We start from the raw sequence: 16,562 nt of genomic DNA, 5'->3' as shown, positions 1-16,562 counted from the left end.
GGAGCACGAGGCCGCAAGCACGACGGTTTGGGCCAGGACCGTCGCTACTCGGCGGCCGCCCTTTGCGGTTCGTCCAATGGCTCTTCTTTGGCGTCGAACAGCGAAGGCTGGTCGACGGCCTCGATCGGGCGCGGTTCGCTGCCCTGGGGCCGCGTCCACAGGCCAAGCAGCCAGCCGGAGAAGCGCTCCATGTAGACATAGATGACCGGTGTCACGAACAGCGTCAGCGCCTGCGAGGCGACAAGACCGCCGACGACCGCCACGCCGAGCGGCTGGCGCAGTTCGGCGCTGGCGCCGGTGCCGAGCGCGATCGGGATGGTACCCATAAGGGCTGCCAGCGTCGTCATCATGATCGGCCGGAATCGCATGATGCAGGCTTTGTGGATGGACTCGATCGGTGGCATGCCGTCTCGTCGCAGCTCCAGCGCGACGTCGATCATCATGATGCCGTTCTTCTTGACGATGCCGATCAGCATCAGGATGCCGATGACGGCAATCACCGACAGGTCCATCCCCGCCAGCCGCAGCGCGACCAGCGCGCCCAGCACGGCCGAAGGCAAGCCGGTCAGGATGGTGAGCGGGTGGATGAAGCTCTCATAGAGGATGCCGAGCACGATGTAGATGGTGAGGATGGCGCCACCGATCAGCAGGCCCTGGTTGGCCAGCGAATCCTGGAACGTCTTGGCCGTGCCGGCGAAGCTGGTCGAGATCGTCGACGGCAGCCCGATCTTGTCCTTCAGCGCATTGATGCGCGTGACGCTGTCGCCTAGCGCCACGCCTTGCGGCAGATTGTAGGAGATGGTCACCGCCGGAAGCTGGCCGAGCTGGTTGACGGTCAAGGCGCCGGCGGTGCGATCGACACGCGCAAAGGCGCCAAGCGGCACCAGGCTGCCGCTGGCCGTCCGCACCTGGATGGCCAGCATTCTCTCGGGCGACCACTCGATCTTCGGATCGAGCTCCATGACCACCTGATAGCTGTCTGCCGAACCAAAAATGGTCGAGACCTGCTGGGTGCCGAAGCCGCCATAGAGGCTGGAGCGCAGCGTATCGGTGTCGATGCCGAGCGTTGCCGCCTTGTCGCGGTCGACCACCAGCGTCGCCTGCAAAGCGTTGTTCTGCAGATCGTTGGTGACATCGGTGAAGGCGCTGTGATCCGCGGCCATCGCATCCGACAGTTTTTGCGCCCAGATGTCGGTCGCGCCGGTGTCGAGGCCCTGCACGACGAGCTGATAGGCGCTGGCGGATGAACGCGATCCCAGCCGCAGGTTCTGCACCGGCTGCATATAGGCCTCGATGCCCGGCACAGTGGCCAGTTGCTTGCGCAGATCCGACTGCACCTTCTCGATATTGGGGCGCTTGTCCTTGTCCTTCAACTGCACATAGAGCTGGCCCTGGTTCAGCGCGTTGCCGCCGCTGCCGGCCGACCACGCCACATGCGAGACATAGGGCGAATGCGAAAAGACGTTCGCCACCTGGCCCTGCAGCTTGACCATGGCGTCGAACGAGATGTCCTGGCGCGCGATCGTCGTCACCGAAATCTGGCCGATATCTTCCTGCGGGAAGAAGCCCTTCGGCGAAATCTGGATCAACCAGACAGACGCTGCCGCCGTGCCGATGAAGACCAGGAAAACCAGAAACGTATGGCGCAGGCAAAACGTCAGCAGCCAGTCATAGGCGCGGGTGACGAAGTCATGCCGGCGGCCTTCGCCACGCGCGGCGTCGCGCTCGGCCTTCGACACCGACAGCAGCCGCGAGCACAGCATTGGGGTCAGCGTCAGCGAGACGAACATCGATGCCAGGATGGCGACCGTCACCACCACCGCGAACTCGTTGAAGATGCGCCCGATCACCCCGCCCATCAAAAGCACCGGGATGAACACCGCCACCAGCGAGATCGAGATCGAGATGATGGTGAAGCCGATTTCGCGCGCGCCCTTCAGCGCCGCTTCCATGGCCGACAGCCCGTCCTCCTCCATATGGCGGAAGATGTTTTCCAGCATGACGATGGCGTCGTCGACGACTAGGCCGACGGCCAGCGTCAGCCCCATCAGCGAGATGTTGTCGATGGAAAAGCCGAACAGGAACATCACACCGAGCGTGGCGATGAGCGAGATCGGCACCGCCACCGCTGGGATGATCGTCGCCGTGACACGGCGCAGGAACAGGAAGATCACCATCACCACCAGCGCGATGGTGAGCAGCAGCGTGAACTGCACGTCATCGACAGCGGCGCGGATCGAGGTCGAACGGTCGTTGAGCAGTTTGATGCTGGCCGCCGCCGGCATCTGCTCCTTGAAGGACGGCAGCATCGCCTTGACGCGGTCGACCACCTCGACGGTGTTGGCGTCCGGCTGGCGCTGCACGGCCAGAATGACCGCGCGGGTGCCGTCATACCAGCTTGCCGTCGTCGTCGTCTGCACGGAATCTATGACGCGTGTCACCTCGCCGAGCCGCACCGGATGGCCGTTCTTGGTGGCGATGATCAGATTGGAAAAGCCCGCGGCATTGGTCAGCTGCGTGTTGGCCGTGATCGTCAGCTGCTGCTGATCGTTCTGCAGCACGCCGAGCGGCGTGTTGCTGTTGGCCGAGGCGATAGCCGTCTGCAACTGGTCGATCGAGATGCCGCGCGCGGCAAGTGCTGTCGGATCGATCTGGATGCGCACGGCGTATTTCTGCTGGCCGAAGATCGAAACCTGCGCCACGCCGTCGAGCGTCGACAGCGACGGCGAGATCACGTTCTCGGCGAAGGCGTCGAGATCGGTCAACGGGACCGTGTCGCTGACCAGCGACATCAACAGGATCGGCGCATCGGCCGGGTTAACCTTGCGATAGCTGGGCGGGCTGGTCATCTCCGGCGGCAATTGCCGCTGCGTGCGCGCGATCGCCGCCTGCACGTCCGCCGCCGCGGCATCGATGTCGCGGTCGAGCACGAACTGGATGGCGATCGAGGTCGAGCCGAGCGAATTGGTGGTCGAGATCGAATCGATGCCGGCGATGGTGGAGAACTGCTTGATGAGCGGCGTTGCCACCGAGGTCGCCATGGTTTCCGGCGAGGCGCCCGGCAGTGACGCCGAGACATTGACCACCGGAAACTCGGCGCTCGGCAAGGCCGCCACCGGCAGGAACTTGTAGGCAAACAGCCCACCCAGAACCAGGGCGAACGACATCAGCAGCGTGGCGACGGGCCTGCGTATGCAGAATTCGGAAATCATGGACGCGCCCCGCCGGCTTTATCGGCGCCACCGGCTTTGTCGGCTTGCGCGACCTTCGGCGCCGCCTGGTCATCGGCGGCAGTCGCCTTGCCTTCGTGGATAGCGGCCCCATTCTTCAGCCTGGTCTGGCCCTCGACCACGACCCGCTCACCACTCTTGAGGCCCTGGCTGATGGCGCTGTTGCCGCCTTCGGTCAGCGCCACCTGCACGGGCCGCATCTCCACCGTGCTGTCGGCCTTGATGACATAGACGAACGGCCCCTTCTGGCTGGGCTGAACCGCGACCGTCGGCACGGACGTCATCTGCGGCATGGTGCCGGCATCGAGCACGACATTCACATACTGCCCGGGCCACAGCGACAGATCGGCATTGGGTATGCTCGCCCGCGTTGCAATCGTGCCGGAGGCCGTGTCGACGCTGGAATCGACGAAGTCGAGCGTGCCCTTGCCGATCGGCGCCGGGTTGCCGTCCTTGGTCAGCGTCACCCCGCCCACCAGCGGTGCCGCCAGCGCCTTGTGCAGCAAAGCGAGATCGCTTTCGGGAAGATTGAAGTTGACCTGCAGCGGGTCCATTTCGGTGATCGTGACCAGCGGCGTTGCGGTGCTGCTGCTGCCGTTGCTGGTGGTGACGAGATCGCCGACCGCGACGTTGACCGCACCAAGCCTGCCCGAGATCGGCGCGGTGATGGTGGCAAAGCCGAGCTGCACCATATCGGCATCGAGCGTCGCCTTGTCGGCATCGACGGTGGCTGCGGCCGCCTTTTGCGCCGCGACCGCCTGATCGTAGGTTTGCTGCGTGCCGGCCTGCTTGGCGACGAGGTCCTTGGCACGCTGAAGATCCGACTGCGTGCTGGCCAGCAGCGCCTCGTCCTTGGCCAGCGTCGCCTGGTCCTTGGCCAGTTGCGCCTTCAGCGCCCTGTCGTCCAACGACAGCAGGACATCGCCGGCCTTGACCATCTGACCGTCCTTGACGGCGATCGACACGATCTGGCTGGAAACCCGGGCGTTGATGCTGACGACGGCCGGAGACGAGACAAATCCGATGGCATAACGCCGGACAGGGAAATCGGCCGTCGAGGCGGTGGCGGCCAGCACCGAGGTTGAACGCGGGGCGTTTGCCCCTGCCGCCGGCTTGTCAGCCGCCGTTTGCTTGCCTGCCAGCAATTGCTGAAGACTGCCCATGGCGGTGGGCGAAAGATAGAGCCAGGCCGCCACGACGCAGGCCACGGCCACCACCGCCAGAACGATCTTTCCACGCATCGACAACATGCCTTCTTCATCCGACACGCCGAAGCCGGTGGTCGCATTCTAGCGTAACTCGCAAGCTCTTGCCGCGATTTCGCCGAATAGATAGGACGAGCCTTTGGCGGAAAAGGGCCAAAACACGGCATTACGAAGATTTAATGTGCACTGCACAATAAGGCGGCAGTCGAACTAAGGTGTGTTGAGGTTCAGGTCAGGCTGAGCCGAAAATGGTGGTTTTCGAGAACCGGAGCGGAGCGTACTTTTTGTACGTGAGCACCGGAAGCGCAGAAAACCACCGTTTGCAGGCCGGCATCACCTGAATATCAATGCACCTTAGCGCAGCATAGGCCACAGCGTCGCCGCCAACAGCACACCCATGGCGATGTTGAACCATTTCAGCCGCACCGGGTCCGACAGAAAACCGCGCAGCGCCGTGCCGAAACCGGCCCATACCGAGACGCTTGGCAGGTTGACGACTGTGAAGGCGATGGCGACCAGCGCCACCGACAGAAACGGGTGCTCAGGGTTGGCATAGACGGCCATGGCGGTGATCGCCATCACCCACGCCTTCGGATTGACCCACTGGAATGCGGCCGCATCGATGAAACGCATCGGCTGCGCTTCCGTCTCGCCCTTGCCGCTCAGCGAGCGCGACATCGCGATCTTCCAGGCGAGGTAAAGCAGATAGACGCCGCCGGCGATCTTCAATCCCGCATGCAATGCCGGAAACGCCGTCAGCACCGCGCCAAGGCCGAAGCCAACGGCCAGCAGCAGCACGAGAAAACCCATGCTGATGCCGAACATGTGCGGAATGGTTCTGACGATGCCGAAATTGACGCCTGACGCCAGCAGCATCAGGTTGTTCGGCCCCGGCGTGATCGAGGTCACGAAGGCGTAGACCAGCAAGGCAAGGAAGGCGTCGAGGGACATTGTATCCTCCCAGATACGTCAGCAGTATTGTCCTTTCAAATCGGACGCACAAAGGCCACAGCTGCCTCGCTGCGGGGCCAGATGGTCACCTTTTGAAAGAGGCGGCGCGAGGCCGAGGGCTACATGCCCTGCGCGCCGCGGTTCAATGCCGCCACGCCGGTGCGGCAGATTTCGACCAGGCCGAGCGGCTTCATGATGGCGATGAACTGATCGATCTTGGAACCCTTGCCGGTGATCTCGAAGATGAAATGCTCGGTGTTGGCGTCGATGACGCTGGCGCGAAAAGCGTCGGCGAGCCTGAGCGCCTCGACACGGGCTTCGCCGGTGCCGGCGACCTTGACCAGCGCCAGCTCGCGCTCCAGCGGCCGCTCCTGGCCGAGCTCGTGCGAGCGCACGGTGAGATCGACGACGCGGTGCACCGGCACGATGCGTTCGAGCTGGTGCTTGATCTGCTCCAGCACATGCGGCGTGCCGCGCGTCACGATGGTGATGCGCGAGAGATGTTTCTCATGCTCTGTCTCGGAGACCGTCAGGCTCTCGATGTTGTAGCCGCGCCCGGAAAACAGGCCGATGACCCGGGCCAGCACGCCCGGCTCGTTGTCGACCAGCACGGAGAGCGTGTGGTTCTCCGGCTTTTCCGTTTCCTTGGCGATGAAATAGGCCGAGCCGGTCGGCTGAAGCTGTGCGTTCATGACATGAATCTCGATTTCAAACTTTTGAGCTAATTCTCTGTTTGCGCACGGCTTCTCTAGACAAGCCCTGCCTCGGCTTGTTGGCTACACCAGTTCCCTGCCCTTGGCGTCGATGGCGTTGGCCACGGCCTCGTCGGTGGCTTCGTCCGGCAGGAGCATCTCGTTGTGCGCCTTGCCCGACGGGATCATCGGGAAGCAGTTGGCGAGCGTCGCCACGCGGCAGTCGAAGATCACCGGCTTCTTGACCGCAATCATCTCCTTGATGGCGTCGTCGAGCTCGTCCGGCTTTTCGCAGCGAATGCCGTGGCCGCCATAGGCCTCGGCCAGCTTGACGAAATCCGGCATCGCCTCGGTGTAGGAATGCGACAGCCGGTTGCCGTGCAGCAGCTGCTGCCACTGCCGCACCATGCCCATATACTGGTTGTTGAGGATGAAGATCTTGATCGGCGCATTGTGCTGCACCGCGGCACTCATCTCCTGCATCGTCATCTGCACCGAGGCGTCGCCGGCAATGTCGATGACCAGCGCGTCGGGATGCGCGATCTGCACGCCGAGCGCGGCCGGCAGGCCATAGCCCATCGTGCCCAGCCCGCCGGAGGTCATCCAGCGGTTCGGCTTCTCGAAGTGATAGTGCTGCGCCGCCCACATCTGGTGCTGACCGACCTCGGTGGTGATGTAGGTGTCCATATGCTTGGTCAGCTCATAGAGCCGCTGGACGGCATATTGCGGCATGATCACGTCGTGGTTCATCTTGTAGGCGAGCGAATCCCGCGCCCGCCATTTGGCGATCTGCTCCCACCAGGGGTGCAGCGCCTTCTTGTCGGTCTTGGCGGTCGCCCGCCACAGTCGCACCATATCCTCCAGCACCCGGCCGACATCGCCGATGATCGGCACTTCGGTGTGGACGTTCTTGTTGATCGATGACGGATCGATGTCGATGTGGATCTTCTTCGAGTTCGGCGAGAACGCGGTCAGCCGTCCGGTGATGCGGTCGTCGAAGCGCGCGCCGATGCAGATCATGACGTCGCAATCATGCATGGCCATGTTGGCTTCATAGGTGCCGTGCATGCCGAGCATACCCATCCAGTTCTTGCCCGATGCCGGATAGGCGCCCAGACCCATCAGCGTCGAGGTGATGGGGAAGCCGGTGAGATCGACCAGCTCGCGCAGCAGATGGCTCGCCTCCGGGCCGGAATTGATGACGCCGCCGCCCGAATAGATGATCGGCTTTTTGGCACCGGCCATCAGCTCGACCGCTGCCTTGATCTTTTCCAGATCGCCCTGGACCTTCGGCTGGTAGCTGGTGCGCGGCGCCGTCTGCGGCGGCACATAAATGCCCTTGGCGAACTGCACGTCCTTCGGAATGTCGACCACGACCGGACCGGGACGGCCGGTGGTGGCGACATGGAAGGCTTCATGGATGGTGGCGGCGAGTTCGTTGACGTCCTTCACCAGCCAGTTGTGCTTGGTGCAGGGGCGCGTGATGCCGACGGTGTCGCATTCCTGGAACGCATCGGAGCCGATCAGCGAGGTCGGCACCTGCCCGGTCAGGCAGACCAGCGGGATCGAATCCATCAGCGCGTCCTGCAGCGGCGTCACTGCATTGGTGGCGCCCGGCCCCGAGGTCACCAGCATGACGCCGGCCTTGCCGGTCGAGCGCGCATAACCTTCCGCCGCATGGCCAGCGCCCTGCTCGTGGCGGACCAGGATGTGCTCGACTTCGTCCTGCTGGAAAATCTCGTCATAGATCGGAAGCACAGCGCCGCCGGGATAGCCGAAGATATGCTTGACGCCATTGTCCTTCAGCGCCTGCACCACCATTTCGGCGCCCGTCATCTCACGCCGTTCGTTCTGTCCGTTGCTCATCGGTCTGGTCCCGTACTGTCGCCGTTTGGGCGTTGCCATTTGGGTGTTACTGGTCGTTTAGTCGTGTTTCGGGCAATAAAAAAGGCCCCCGAGGGAGCCTGTGTCGTGCGCATGGGGGGATTTCGCCCGGCGGTTACACCGCCTTGCCCACGCGCTTTCCTACGAGAATGAGTGCCTTTTTCATGGTGGCGGACAATAGAATTGGTTTTGCGCGGATGTCAACGGCGAATGTGCACGTCCTCGGCCTGTCCGGACGCGCAGATCATATCAGGTTCAATCAACTTGCCGGGAGGAGACGTTGGTAGCGCAGCGGGGCTGCTTGTGGCTGGCAGGCGTTCCCGGCAGTCGGCGGGCCGGTATGCAGCCACCGTCCCTTCACCATCGAAGCAAAAACACATGGGCTGTCTCCTCACCGGTGATCCGTCACCGTCAGGCGCGTTTTTTGAAGTCGCGAACAACCCGCCGCAGCATCGGCACGTAGTCGCGGAACGCCCGCGTCTTCATGTTGGCGACCTTGCCGCCCTCGTCCCATCTGCGGACTCGCACCGCTTCTTCATGGTACGGATTCTCACGGAACTCGGCGACTTCCTCGGCGTTCATCGGCCCGCCCTGCAGCGACAGCGTGTGAACCGAAGCCGGCGACAGCCGGGAGAAATACGTTGGGTCGGTGGCGCAGAGATAGCGCTTGGCGGACACGTGCAACCTGACGCATTCGACGATGACCGGCGGGAAGAACGGCGCCAGCACCTCACCGCCGGCTTCGTCATGGTGCTTGTCCTCGACATCGTCGGGCGAATAGGTGCCGAACTCGCTGGTGTAGTGGCCGATATCGTGCAGCAGGGCTGCCGCTATCAGGACGTCGGGCGCGCCGTCCTTTTCGGCCAGCCAGGCGCCTTGCAGCATGTGCTCGGACATCGTCACCGGCTCGCCAAGATAGGACTCGGCACCGCGCCGCTCAAAGATGTCGGCGATGAATTCGACGATAGTGTCGACGGTCGGTTGTTGCTTGCTCATTCGGCTGCTTCCTTGAACCCATGTTCGATTGCGGCCAGCGTCGACAGCAGCCCGTCCTTGTCGGCGTAGCATCCTTGCAGCCAGCGCCTGCCGGTGCCTGAAAACGCCTTGCGCGCATGCATGACGCGGGTGTTGTCGACGATGAAAGCCTGTCCCGGTTCGAGCTTGAAGGCTACCTCGAAGGCGGGATCCTCGATCAGTTCGGCAAAGCGGCGATAGGCGGCGTAGTACGCTTCCATATCGGCGAACGGCACGTCGGTGGTGGCGGCAAGCGAGCGGTTGTTGAAGCGGATGGCGATCAGTTCGCCGTCCGGGCCGAGCTCGATCATCGGCCGCTTCGACTGAAGCCGCACACCGGACGAGCCGGCATATTCGAAACGGGCCGGACATGAGCTCAACAGACGAAACCCCTCGGGGTTTTCGGCTTGCAGCGCGGCGGCAACCGCAAAACCGTCGACGACGCTCGATTCACCGCCCTCGACGGTGTTTTCGATGCAGGCCAAAACCTGCAGCGTCGGCACCGGATCGCGATAGGGGTTGTCGGTATGCGCCTGCAGGCCGAGATTGGTGTAGGCGAGATTGCTTGGGTTGACCTCGGCGCGCACCTCGAACCAGCGCCCGTAATTGGTCTCCCTGATGTAGCCGAACAGGTCGACGACCTTGCACAGGGCTCCGGATTCGGTCGGCAGGCCATCCATCACGGCAAAGCCATAGCTCCTCACCGCCGCCAGCCAGCCTGCCAGCACCGCGGGATGGCGAGCCGCCGCGGCATAGCCGGCAAGTGGCAGTGTGTCCTGCATCGTCGCCTTGGTCCAGCGCCGGATGGTCTCGCCGGTCCAGCCTGCCGTGTCTGGCGCCTGGCGATCATAGCTGTTTGCGCTCAGCCACGCCGACGGGAATGTCACGTCCTTGCCTTCGGGCAGGAAACGCAGCCGCAGCTCGCCGTGTTCGATCGTAGCTTGGTCGATCCAGGTCTCCGCCGGAATGTCGAGAATGGTGATCAGCCGCTGGCCGTTGCCGGGGCTGCGTGTCTTGTCGTCGAGCGCGTTGTCGCGCAGCCAGATCGCATGAAAGCGGCCACGCTTGCCGCCGCTCCAGCTCAGTTCAACCGTTCGCCCGTCCTCGGCGATTTCCACATTGGTCAGCATGATCGGGGTCCCTGCCTGGCTTCCACCATTGCAACCTGACCCCTAGGCATGCATAATTCAAATTATCATTTTGCGACCTAAGGCCATAGAAATTTTATGACTGATGCGTCAGCAGGAAAGATGCCGCCACTGGACTGGCTGCGCAGTTTCGAGGCCGCCGCGCGGCTGTCGAATTTCACCGCTGCCGCCGCCGAGCTCGGCCTCACCCAAGCGGCCGTCAGCCAACATGTCCGCTCGCTTGAAGATCGGCTCAGGCAGCCGCTGTTCATCCGCCTGGCGCGCGGCGTCGAATTGACGCCGGAAGGTGCTGCCTACCTGCCGCATCTGCAATCGGCCTTTGCGGTGATCGGCCACAGCACGCGGGAGCTGTTCGAACCCAAGACGCTGCAGAGCGTGACGATACGCTCGCCGATTTCGTTTGCCGTGCTGATGATCGCGCCGATCCTGCCTGAAATGGCCAAAAGCCTGCCCTTCGTCCAGTTGCAGATCGAGACCATCCACACGCCCGCCGATTATGGCGAACGCTCCGGCGTGCTCGACATCCGCTTCGGCAACGGCTCTTTTACCGGCCGCCAGGCGGATCGCCTGACCCGGGAGACATTGATCCCGATGGCGGCGCCCGGCCTCGCCAAAACCCAGGATTGGACACAGCTGCCGATGCTGGGCGTCGTCGGCGCGCGCGAAATGTGGGGCGAATGGTTCGCCGCCGCCCGCATGACGCCGGCAATCGGTCCGACCCATAAATTCGATAGTTTCGTCACCGCCCTAGCGGCGGCAAAGCATGGCGCCGGCATGGTGCTCGGCTCACGCCCGCTGGCCGACGCGGCACTGCGCGACGGATCGCTCGTGACGCTGTCGGATTTCGCCCTGTCGAGCGGCGCCGGCCATTATCTGACCGCACCTTCCGGCGCCCATCTCAGCCGCGCGGAAGACGATGTCCGTCAATGGTTCGCGACTGTGTTCGCCCAACGCATGAGCGACCACCCCTCGCATTGATCCCGGCAGGGTCAGTCTCCCCGACTTTCCCGATAAGCCGCTGAAAACGCGCCAAACTATTTGACGACGTGACGCGGCGCCCAGTTTGCCGCGATACTGCGCAAGGCCGGACATCAAGCTTCGGCAGGTTCCGCTCATCCCAAGCGGCCACGAAAAAATTGCGGAGGAAACTGATGCTCGACAAGGCCCCCAACAAGAAGCTTTCCGACCTGCTCGACAAATTCGGCGCGGCACTTGCCGCCGGCGATATCGACAAGGCCGTCGCCTGCTTTCAGGAGGATTGCTACTGGCGCGACCTCGTCACCTTCACCTGGAACATCAAGACCATGGAAGGCCGCGACCAGGTGCGCGCCATGCTGGTGAGCCAGTTGGCGAAGACAAAACCATCGAATTGGGAAATTGCCAAAGGCGAAGACGCCAGCGAAAGCGACGGGCTGCTGGAAGGCTGGATCAGCTTCGAAACAGAGGTGGCGCGCGGCTTCGGCCACATCCGGCTCAAGGACGGCAAGATCTGGACGCTGCTCACCACCATGGTCGAACTGAAAGGCCATGAGGAACCGGCCGGCTTCGACCGCCCGCTCGGCGCCAAGCACGGTCATGGCAAGAACCGTCCAACCTGGAAGGAAGAGCGCGAGAAGGAGGCCGCCGAGCTCGGCTTCAAGACGCAGCCCTACACGCTGATCATCGGCGGCGGCCAGGGCGGCATCGCGCTCGGCGCCCGGTTGCGGCAGCTCGGCGTTCCGACCATCATCGTCGAAAAGAACGAGCGCGCCGGCGACAGCTGGCGCAAGCGCTACAAGTCGCTCTGCCTGCACGATCCGGTCTGGTACGACCATCTGCCCTATATCGATTTCCCCAGGAACTGGCCGGTCTTCGCGCCCAAGGACAAGATCGGCGACTGGCTGGAAATGTATGCCAAGGTCATGGAGCTGAACTACTGGTCGTCGACGGAGGCGAAGAGCGCCGTCTATGACGACAAGAAAAAAGAATGGACCGTTGTGGTGCGCCGCGACGGCAAGGACATCACCCTGAGGCCGAAGCAGCTGGTGCTGGCCACCGGACAGTCCGGCAAGGCCAATCTGCCGAAATTCAAAGGCATGGAAACCTTCAAGGGCGATCAGCACCACTCCTCGAAACACCCCGGGCCGGACGCCTATGCCGGCAAGAAGGCGGTTGTCATCGGCTCCAACAATTCCGCCCACGACATCGCCGCCGCACTTTGGGAAGCCGGCGCCGATGTCACCATGGTGCAGCGCTCGACCACCCATATTTCGAGATCCGACACGCTGATGGAAATCGGCCTGGGGTCGCTCTATTCGGAGAAGGCGGTGCAGAGCGGCATAACCACCGCCAAGGCCGACCTCATCTTTGCCTCCCTGCCCTACAAGATCCTGCACGAGTTCCAGATCCCGGCCTATGCCGAGATGAAGAAGCGCGACGCCGAGTTCTACAAGGGCCTGGAGAAGGCCGGCTTCATGCTCGACTGGGGCGACGACGAGTCCGGCCTGTTCATGAAATATCTCCGGCGCGGCTCAGGCTACTACATCGATGTCGGCGCCTCCGACCTGATCATCGACGGTTCGATCAAGCTGAAAAGCGGCGTCGACGTAAAGGAGATCAAAGAGCATTCGGTGCTGCTTTCCGATGGCTCGGAACTGCCGGCGGATCTCATCGTCTACGCCACCGGCTACGGCTCGATGAATGGCTGGGCGGCCGACCTGATCTCCAGGGATGTCGCCGACAAGGTCGGCAAATGCTGGGGCCTCGGCTCGAACACCACCAAGGATCCGGGCCCGTGGGAGGGCGAGTTGCGCAACATGTGGAAGCCGACGCAGCAGGAGGCGCTGTGGTTCCACGGCGGCAACCTGCACCAGTCACGCCACTATTCGCAATTCCTGTCGCTGCAGTTGAAGGCGCGGCATGAGGGCATCGCGACCCCGGTCTACGGGCTGCAGCAGGTGCATCACAAGAGTTAGACCAGCTGTTACCGACGCTGGCCGATGCGCTTCCAGTAGATGAGCGTGCCGGTCAGCCCGCCATGCGGCTTCAAGGCATAGTCCGGTATTTCGCCGGCAAGCGTGAAGCCGAGTCTCTCGTAGAGACCGGAAGCACCCTCCTCGGTGGCGGTGTCCAGCACCAGCAAGCTGCGGCCCCTCTCCACGGCAAGGTCTTCGGCGGCCCGCATCAGGCGGGTCGCAATGCCTTTGCCGCGATGGTCGACACGAGTCATCAGCTTGGCAATCTCGGCCCGGTGCGGCTGATTGGGCGGACAATCGAGCAGCAAGGTGACGGTGCCGACGAGAACCTCGCCATCCCATGCGCCGAGCACCGCTCTTTCGCCCCTCGCTGCCGCCGCCAGCGCGTTGTTCCAGAAGGCTTCCGCCAGTTGCCTCGACAACGGATGCATGAAGCTGACCGATCCGCCGGCCGCGACCGTTTCGATCAGCATGTCGGCCAGCATTTCTTGCGTTGCGGCAGCCTGGCTCAGAACTTTGATTTCCATGGAACCCATGCGTCCTGTGTCCTTGCTGTCTTCAATCCAGACGACTGACCCGGCGTCGCTTGCGCGCGGCCTTGATCGCGGCAATGCGATCGCTGTCCTGCGGCTGCAGATGCAGCCCGCGTTCGAGGATTTCGAGCGTGTATTCCTCATAGGTCAGGCCCAGCCGTTCGGCCTTTTCCATCCGCATCAGCATCACCTCGCGGCTCGGCGCTTTCCACGCCTTGGCGTGCGCGGCCTGCCAGGCGAGGAAGATGTAGGGGTCGCCCTTGCCCCATGGCGGCCCCTTGTAGTCGTCGAGCGGCGGCCCTCCATTGTCGGAGCGTTTGGGACGGCGTGCCATGCGTTCAGCCCCTGACCAGCGCGACCAGATAATCGGCGGCGTCCGGCCCGGCCGCGTGGAAGGTGCAGTCCGACGGCGCCCCGAGCGCCAGGCAGTCGCCAGGCTCGAGAGTGTGCACGACATCGCCCTCGATGAATTCCAGCCGCCCGGAGATCAACCACATCTGCTGCTTGATGAAGGCGTAGGATGCCGCGGGAAAACTCACCTTGGCGCCGGCCGGCAACTGCACCCTGACCAGTTCGAGCGGCATGTCCGACACCGGCGACAGATGCCGCCGGACATAACCCGTGGCGGGATCGCGCCACAGCGGCTGATCGCCTTCGCGAAGCAGGCCACCGCCTTGCAGTTCGGCCCGCGCGATGAGAGTCGAAAGCGTCATGCCGAAGGCTGCGGCGATGCGCACGAGCAGTGCCGCGGTCGGGCTCGTCTTGCCGCGTTCTATGGTGCTCAGCATGGCTTTCGACACATCGGAGCGGTCGGCGAGCTCAGCCAGCGACCAGTCCCGCAAAGTCCTCTCGGCGTGTATTCTTCTGCCGATGGTCGAGGAGATGTCATTCGCTATATCAGTCATTCGTCCAATATATCGAATTTATGAGACGGGAAAAGAGGCTAATCGAGTCAATTTTCGCAAAGAGCTTAACACCGCCTACACCATCCGACCTCACCCCGCCTTAACCCCGTCTGTGTAGGGTCGAAGCTCAGGGAAATGGGGACGGCTATTGATGTTTGTCGAACGCGAAGCCTCCGTCGGAGAACCGACATCGCAGGAGCGCCGCCACGCGGAACAGAACGACAAGCGCATTCTGGGCAATGTCGTGCAATGCGACGGCGCGCGGGCCACCATCAGCGCCTATGCCGACGACATCGAAGGCGCCATCACCGGCCTGTGGACGGTCGGCAAGATGATCTCCATCAATCTCGGCACGTCGCGAACCGTAGGTCTGGTCTATGAGATCGGCAAGTCGGATCGTGCCTGGAGCAATGAGGGCCAGAACCCGATCGAGGTCAGCGTCGAGCTCATCGGCGAGGTCCGCGACGGCGCCGAGCCTGGCGCCAAACCGATTTTCGACCGCGGCATCACCACCTATCCGCATATCGGCGCCATTGCCCACCGCATCCGCAGCCGTGACCTGCAGGCGGTCTACGATCTCGCCGGGCGTCATTCGATCACCATCGGCACCCTGTCGCAGGACGAGGCGATCGACGCCAACATCGCCATCGACGACACGCTGGCACGCCATTTCGCCATTGTCGGCACCACCGGCGTCGGCAAATCCACCGCCGTCTCGCTGCTGTTGCGCAAGTCGATCGCCGCCCGGCCCGACCTGCGTATCCTTATTCTCGATCCGCACAATGAATTCGCCGCATCGCTGCCCGAATATTGCGTCCGGGTCGATTCAAAGACGCTGGACCTGCCGTTCTGGATGTTCAGGCTCGAAGAGTTCGCCGAAGTGCTGTTTCGCGGGCGCGAGACTGTTCCGGAAGAAGTCGATGTCCTGCGCGATCTTATCCCGGCCGCCAAGAATCTGTACCGCAATCCGAATTCGGGCGCCTACATCAAGCGTGGCAGCGATGCGCTGACCGCGGACACACCGGTGCCCTATCGCATGGTCGATCTCATCAAGCAGATCGACGAGCGCATGGGACTGCTGGAAAGCAAGAACGACCGCCCCACGCTCAAATCGCTGAAGACGCGCATCGAATCGGCCGCATCCGATCCGCGCTACCGCTTCATGTTCAATTCGCGCCTGATCGAGGACACGATCCACGAGACGATCGGCAACATTTTCCGCGTGCCCCATCACGGCCGCCCGGTGACCTGCTTCGAGATGGCGGGCATGCCGTCCGAAGTGGTCAACTCCGTCTGTTCGGTGCTGGCGCGCCTGGCCTTCGACCTTGCGCTGTGGAGCGAAGGACGGCTGAAGCTGCTCCTGCTGTGCGAGGAAGCGCACCGCTACATGCCGGCCGATCCTCGCCTTGGCTTCGCGCCGACCAGGCATGCGCTGTCGCGCATCGCCAAGGAAGGCCGCAAATATGGCTGCTATCTCGGTGTCGTCACCCAGCGCCCGGGCGAACTCGATCCGACCATCCTGTCGCAGTGCTCGACCTTCTTTGCCATGCGGCTGGCCAATGAACAGGACCAGGCGATCATCCGCTCGGCGATCGCCGATTCCTCGGCCTCGACGCTGGCGTTCCTGTCGTCCATGGGCCAGCGCGAAGCCATCGCCTTCGGTGAAGGCGTAGCGACCACCATGCGGCTCAAATTCGAGAAACTGTCACAAGAACTGATCCCCGGCACCGCCAAGCGCGACGATTTTGAGTCCGAAACCAGCGGCGATGTCGATCTTGCCGCGATCGTCGAACGGCTGCGCAACGTGCCAAAGGCGCAATCTGCGATGGCCTTTGCCGAAGTCGTCGATTCGGGCCGGCAAGCCGGCGATCCCGACTACCGCAAGCCACCCGCGACGCGCATCCAGCCGGACGACGATTTCGACTTGCGCTACGGCCTCAAACCCGCAACGTTCGGCCTGCGCCCCCAGAACGACTGAGGCGAGAGGCCTAACCTCACTCCACCGAACGATCAAGAAGCCGCGTCAAGCTCTTGTTCGTTGCCCGC

At 63.0% G+C, this 16,562-nt stretch carries 13 protein-coding genes; 3 read left to right on the top strand and 10 right to left on the bottom strand.

The features are described from left to right. Positions 1-44: 44 nt before the first annotated feature. From AC1D0N_RS14090 to tmpA, 7 genes are all read right to left on the bottom strand, one after another. Complete coding sequence (locus AC1D0N_RS14090) at positions 45-3,212, bottom strand: efflux RND transporter permease subunit (protein WP_477244786.1); 3,168 nt, start codon at positions 3,210-3,212, stop codon at positions 45-47. Further along, positions 3,209-4,471: an efflux RND transporter periplasmic adaptor subunit gene (locus AC1D0N_RS14085; protein ID WP_477244784.1), complete on the bottom strand. Its 1,263-nt coding sequence runs from the start codon at positions 4,469-4,471 to the stop codon at positions 3,209-3,211. Before AC1D0N_RS14085 ends, AC1D0N_RS14090 begins: the two co-directional genes overlap by 4 nt. A 318-nt stretch (positions 4,472-4,789) precedes the next feature. Then, a complete protein-coding gene (locus tag AC1D0N_RS14080; RefSeq protein ID WP_477244782.1) occupies positions 4,790-5,386 on the bottom strand; it encodes a LysE family translocator in 597 nt (198 codons plus the stop codon). Between the two features lie 119 nt (positions 5,387-5,505). Beyond that, positions 5,506-6,078 (bottom strand): acetolactate synthase small subunit, encoded by a 573-nt coding sequence (gene ilvN / locus AC1D0N_RS14075; protein WP_477244780.1) that lies wholly within the window; start codon positions 6,076-6,078, stop codon positions 5,506-5,508. A gap of 84 nt (positions 6,079-6,162) precedes the next feature. Beyond that, positions 6,163-7,944 carry an acetolactate synthase 3 large subunit gene (locus tag AC1D0N_RS14070; protein ID WP_477244779.1) on the bottom strand — a complete coding sequence of 594 codons (1,782 nt, stop codon included), beginning with the start codon at positions 7,942-7,944 and terminating at the stop codon, positions 6,163-6,165. A 429-nt stretch (positions 7,945-8,373) separates the two neighbouring features. Then, a complete protein-coding gene (gene tmpB, locus AC1D0N_RS14065; RefSeq protein ID WP_477244777.1) occupies positions 8,374-8,958 on the bottom strand; it encodes a (R)-1-hydroxy-2-trimethylaminoethylphosphonate oxygenase in 585 nt (194 codons plus the stop codon). Beyond that, positions 8,955-10,106: a 2-trimethylaminoethylphosphonate dioxygenase gene (gene tmpA, locus AC1D0N_RS14060; protein WP_477244775.1), complete on the bottom strand. Its 1,152-nt coding sequence runs from the start codon at positions 10,104-10,106 to the stop codon at positions 8,955-8,957. Before tmpA ends, tmpB begins: the two co-directional genes overlap by 4 nt. A gap of 96 nt (positions 10,107-10,202) precedes the next feature. Here tmpA and AC1D0N_RS14055 point away from each other — a divergent pair, with 96 nt between their 5' ends. Further along, entirely contained in the window at positions 10,203-11,102 is a 900-nt protein-coding gene (locus AC1D0N_RS14055) for a LysR family transcriptional regulator (protein ID WP_477244773.1), read from the top strand. A 173-nt stretch (positions 11,103-11,275) separates the two neighbouring features. Then, positions 11,276-13,078 (top strand): NAD(P)-binding domain-containing protein, encoded by a 1,803-nt coding sequence (locus AC1D0N_RS14050; RefSeq protein WP_477244771.1) that lies wholly within the window; start codon positions 11,276-11,278, stop codon positions 13,076-13,078. 8 nt (positions 13,079-13,086) lie between these two features. On the opposite strand, the gene AC1D0N_RS14045 is transcribed toward AC1D0N_RS14050, so the two are convergent. From AC1D0N_RS14045 to AC1D0N_RS14035, 3 genes are read right to left on the bottom strand one after another with little or no spacing between them, the layout of a single operon-like run. After that, positions 13,087-13,614 (bottom strand): GNAT family N-acetyltransferase, encoded by a 528-nt coding sequence (locus tag AC1D0N_RS14045; protein WP_477244769.1) that lies wholly within the window; start codon positions 13,612-13,614, stop codon positions 13,087-13,089. Between the two features lie 22 nt (positions 13,615-13,636). Next, on the bottom strand, positions 13,637-13,945 hold the full coding sequence (locus AC1D0N_RS14040; protein ID WP_477244768.1) for a hypothetical protein: 309 nt from the start codon (positions 13,943-13,945) through the stop codon (positions 13,637-13,639). A gap of 4 nt (positions 13,946-13,949) precedes the next feature. Then, on the bottom strand, positions 13,950-14,516 hold the full coding sequence (locus AC1D0N_RS14035) for a helix-turn-helix domain-containing protein (protein ID WP_477244766.1): 567 nt from the start codon (positions 14,514-14,516) through the stop codon (positions 13,950-13,952). A gap of 151 nt (positions 14,517-14,667) precedes the next feature. On the opposite strand from AC1D0N_RS14035, the gene AC1D0N_RS14030 reads away from it, so the two are divergent. Then, positions 14,668-16,494: an ATP-binding protein gene (locus AC1D0N_RS14030; protein WP_477244765.1), complete on the top strand. Its 1,827-nt coding sequence runs from the start codon at positions 14,668-14,670 to the stop codon at positions 16,492-16,494. The last annotated feature ends 68 nt before the right edge of the window (positions 16,495-16,562 follow it).

The organism is Mesorhizobium sp. P2_E10, from assembly GCF_056404235.1.
The sequence above is the reverse complement of the archived record's forward strand: the minus strand, read 5'-3'. Positions and strand labels throughout refer to the sequence as shown.